This window comes from Massilia sp. P2_C2 (genome assembly GCF_056404615.1).
The window spans coordinates 1-3,101 of record NZ_JBFUDR010000489.1 but is presented as its reverse complement, the minus strand read 5'-3'; the positions used below and the strand labels follow the sequence as shown (position 1 = coordinate 3,101).

Below are 3,101 nucleotides of genomic sequence, written 5' to 3'. Positions count from 1 at the left end.
GGCCGCGGCCGATGCCAGCCTCGCGGCCGCGCGCGACCAGATGCTGCCGTCGCTGCGCCTGACGGCGTCGCTGGGCGCCTATGCGCACGACTTGCCCACGCTGCTGTCGTCGCCGACGGAGCTGTGGAGCGTGGGCGGCAGCATCCTCGCGCCGCTGTTCGACGCCGGCCGGCTGCGCGCCCAGGCCGAGGTCGGCGCCTCGCTGCGCGACCGCGCCGTGTTCGCGTACGAAGCCGCCGTGCGCAACGCCTTCGCCGACACGGAGAACGCGTTGACGGCCGTGCAGCGCCTGCGCGAACAGCTCGACGAGGCCGAGGCACGGCGCGTGGCAACGCGGGAAGTCCTGCGCATCGCCCACAACCGTTACCGCAACGGCTATTCGTCTTACCTGGAAGAGCTGGACGCCCAGCGCAACGCCTTCAGTGCCGAGACCACCGTGCTGCAGCTGCGCGCGAGCTGGCTGCAGGCGCACGTCGACCTGTACCGCGCGCTGGGCGGCGGCTGGACGCCGGGCGGGTAATCGATCGACACGACAACGCAAAGGAGGGGCACATGATCAAGATCGGAATCATCGTCGGGAGCACCCGGCCGGGCCGCAGGGCGCCGGACGTGGCGCGCTGGGTGCTGGACATCGCCGGCATGCGCGCCGACGCCGTGTTCGAGCTGGTCGACATCCAGGACTTCAACCTGCCGCTGCTGGACGAACCGGTGCCGCCATCGCAGGGCCAGTACGCGCAGCCGCACACGCAGGCGTGGGCCGCGGCCATCGCCGGCTTCGACGGCTTCGTGTTCGTCACGCCCGAGTACAACCACGGCACGTCCGGCGCGCTGAAGAACGCCATCGATTTCCTGTACAAGGAATGGAACAACAAGGCCGCCGGCTTCGTCGGCTACGGCAGTGCGGGCGGCGCGCGCGCCATCGAGAACCTGCGGCTCGTGATGGGCGAGCTGATGGTCGCCGACGTGCGCGCGCAGGTGATGCTGTCGCTACGCACCGACTTCGAGAATTACACGACGTTCAATCCCGCCGAGCACCACGAGCGCTCCGTCGACGCGATGCTCGACCAGGTGGTCGCGTGGAGCCGCGCGCTGAAGACGCTGCGGCCGGACGCGCCGGTGACGGCGCCGGATGCGCCGCAGGCGGGCAAGCGCATGGGCAGCCAGTGATCGTCTCGTGACGGGCGGCGTTACAATCGCCGCCCATGACCGTTTTATCTTCTCCACCGCGGCGCGCGACCTGCGCCATCTGCCTGCGCGCGCAGAGCGCCTGCATCTGCCGCTGGGTGCGGCCGCTGTCCAGCCGCGCCGACCTGTTGATCCTGCAACATCCGCTCGAGGTGCGCAACGCCAAGAACAGCGCGCGCCTGCTGCACCTGTGCGTGGCGGGCAGCCGGCTCGAGGTCGGCGAGGCGTTCGACGGCGCCGCGCTGCACGCGCTGCTGCATGCGGATGGGCGCGTGCCGCTGCTGCTGTACCCGGAGACGCCGGGCGAAGCGCCCGCGCCCGTCCTCGATGCCGCTCTGCTGGCGCAACCGGCGCGGTTGCGGCTCGTCGTGCTGGACGCCACGTGGCGCAAGAGCCGCAAGATGTTGTATCTGAATCCGGGACTGCGGATGCTGCCGCGCCTGGCGCTGCACGACGTGCCCGCATCGGCTTATCGGATTCGCAAGGCGCACGCGCCGCACCAGTTGTCCACGCTGGAAGCGGCTGCCGTCGCGCTGGCCCAGCTGGAGGGTGACACCGGGCAATACCGCCCTCTGCTGCAGGCGTTTGACGGTTTTGTGCAACAACAAGCCGCTCTTTTTCACCGCTTGAACCCATCCTGACATCGGCGTACTATACTGTATAAACATACAGTACTTAAGGAGCGCCGTGTGAATCGGGTCAAAGCAAACGCAAGTCGGGCGGTCAGCCAGGTGGTGTTGCCGTTCCCGCAAAAGTCCGCCGAGGTCGTCCCTCTCAATGGGCCCATCAAGGGGCGCGGCGCCGTCTCCAACCTCCAGGGCCGCTACGAAGTGAACGGCCGCGAACGTTTCGACGACGGCTGGACCGTGCCGGGACCGAAGGACGAGGCACCGGCGCCCCTGAAGACGATCGTCACGGACGAGATCGCCAAGTCCATCCTCAGCCGCAACACGTCGCCGGACATCCCGTTCAGCGTCTCGCTGAACCCGTACCGCGGCTGCGAGCATGGTTGCATCTATTGCTTTGCGCGCCCCACGCACGCCTACCTGGGCCTGTCGCCCGGCCTCGACTTCGAAAGCCGCATCTTCGCCAAGGTGAACGCGGCCGATTTGCTGCGCCGTGAACTGGCGCGCCCGGGTTACGTGCCGGAAAACATCGCCATCGGCGTCAACACGGACGCCTATCAACCCTGCGAACGGGAACGCCGCCTCACGCGCGACGTGCTGGAAGTGCTGGGCGAGTGCAATCACCCGTATGGCCTGATCACGAAATCGGCGCTGATCGAGCGCGACATCGACCTGATTGCGCCGATGGCCGAGAAGGGCCTGGCCTGCGCCGCCATCACGCTGACCACGCTGGACGGCGAGATCTCGCGCACGCTCGAGCCACGCGCGGCCGCGCCTGCGCGCCGCCTGCGCGCGATCCGCACCCTGACCGAGGCCGGTATCCCCGTCAGCGTGAGCGTGGCGCCGATCATCCCGTTCGTCACGGAACCGGAAATCGAGCGCATCCTGGAAGCCGCGAAGGACGCCGGCGCCGTCGGCGCCCACTACACGGTGCTGCGCATGCCGTGGGAGGTGAACCCGCTGTTCCAGCAATGGCTGCACGCCCATTTCCCGGACCGTGCCCAGCGCGTGATGAACCGCATCCGCGACATGCGCGGCGGCAAGGACTACGACAGCGACTTCAGCAAGCGCATGACGGGCGAAGGCGTGTGGGCCGACCTGATCCGCCAGCGCTTCACCAAGGCCGTCAAGCGCCTCGGGCTGGAGGGGCGCATGAGCCGCTTCAATACCTGCGATCCTTCGCAATTCCGGCGGCCGCTCGTGGTGCCGAAGACCATCGTCAAGCCGGCCAGTGCGGCGGCGGCGCAGATGGATTTGTTCTGAGGCCGCCGGGTCGCCGGACCGCCGGAC

4 protein-coding genes are annotated in these 3,101 nt (G+C 68.5%); all 4 read left to right on the top strand.

The genetic code is table 11. The features are described from left to right. The coding region (locus AC1DYX_RS29870; RefSeq protein WP_477265648.1) for a TolC family protein at positions 1 to 520 on the top strand (520 nt) is incomplete at its 5' end. A 32-nt stretch (positions 521 to 552) separates the two neighbouring features. Then, positions 553 to 1,167 (top strand): NADPH-dependent FMN reductase, encoded by a 615-nt coding sequence (locus tag AC1DYX_RS29865; protein WP_477265646.1) that lies wholly within the window; start codon positions 553 to 555, stop codon positions 1,165 to 1,167. Between the two features lie 35 nt (positions 1,168 to 1,202). Further along, positions 1,203 to 1,826 (top strand): tRNA-uridine aminocarboxypropyltransferase, encoded by a 624-nt coding sequence (locus tag AC1DYX_RS29860; RefSeq protein ID WP_477265644.1) that lies wholly within the window; start codon positions 1,203 to 1,205, stop codon positions 1,824 to 1,826. A 96-nt stretch (positions 1,827 to 1,922) separates the two neighbouring features. Then, positions 1,923 to 3,074, top strand: coding sequence for a PA0069 family radical SAM protein (locus AC1DYX_RS29855; protein ID WP_477265650.1), 1,152 nt, complete (start codon positions 1,923 to 1,925; stop codon positions 3,072 to 3,074). The last annotated feature ends 27 nt before the right edge of the window (positions 3,075 to 3,101 follow it).

Excerpts from the sequence above, each read along its gene's own strand:
- AC1DYX_RS29865 (WP_477265646.1), top strand. The coding sequence starts at position 553 with ATGATCAAGATCGGAATCATCGTCGGGAGCACCCGGCCGGGCCGCAGG.
- AC1DYX_RS29860 (WP_477265644.1), top strand. The coding sequence starts at position 1,203 with ATGACCGTTTTATCTTCTCCACCGCGGCGCGCGACCTGCGCCATCTGC.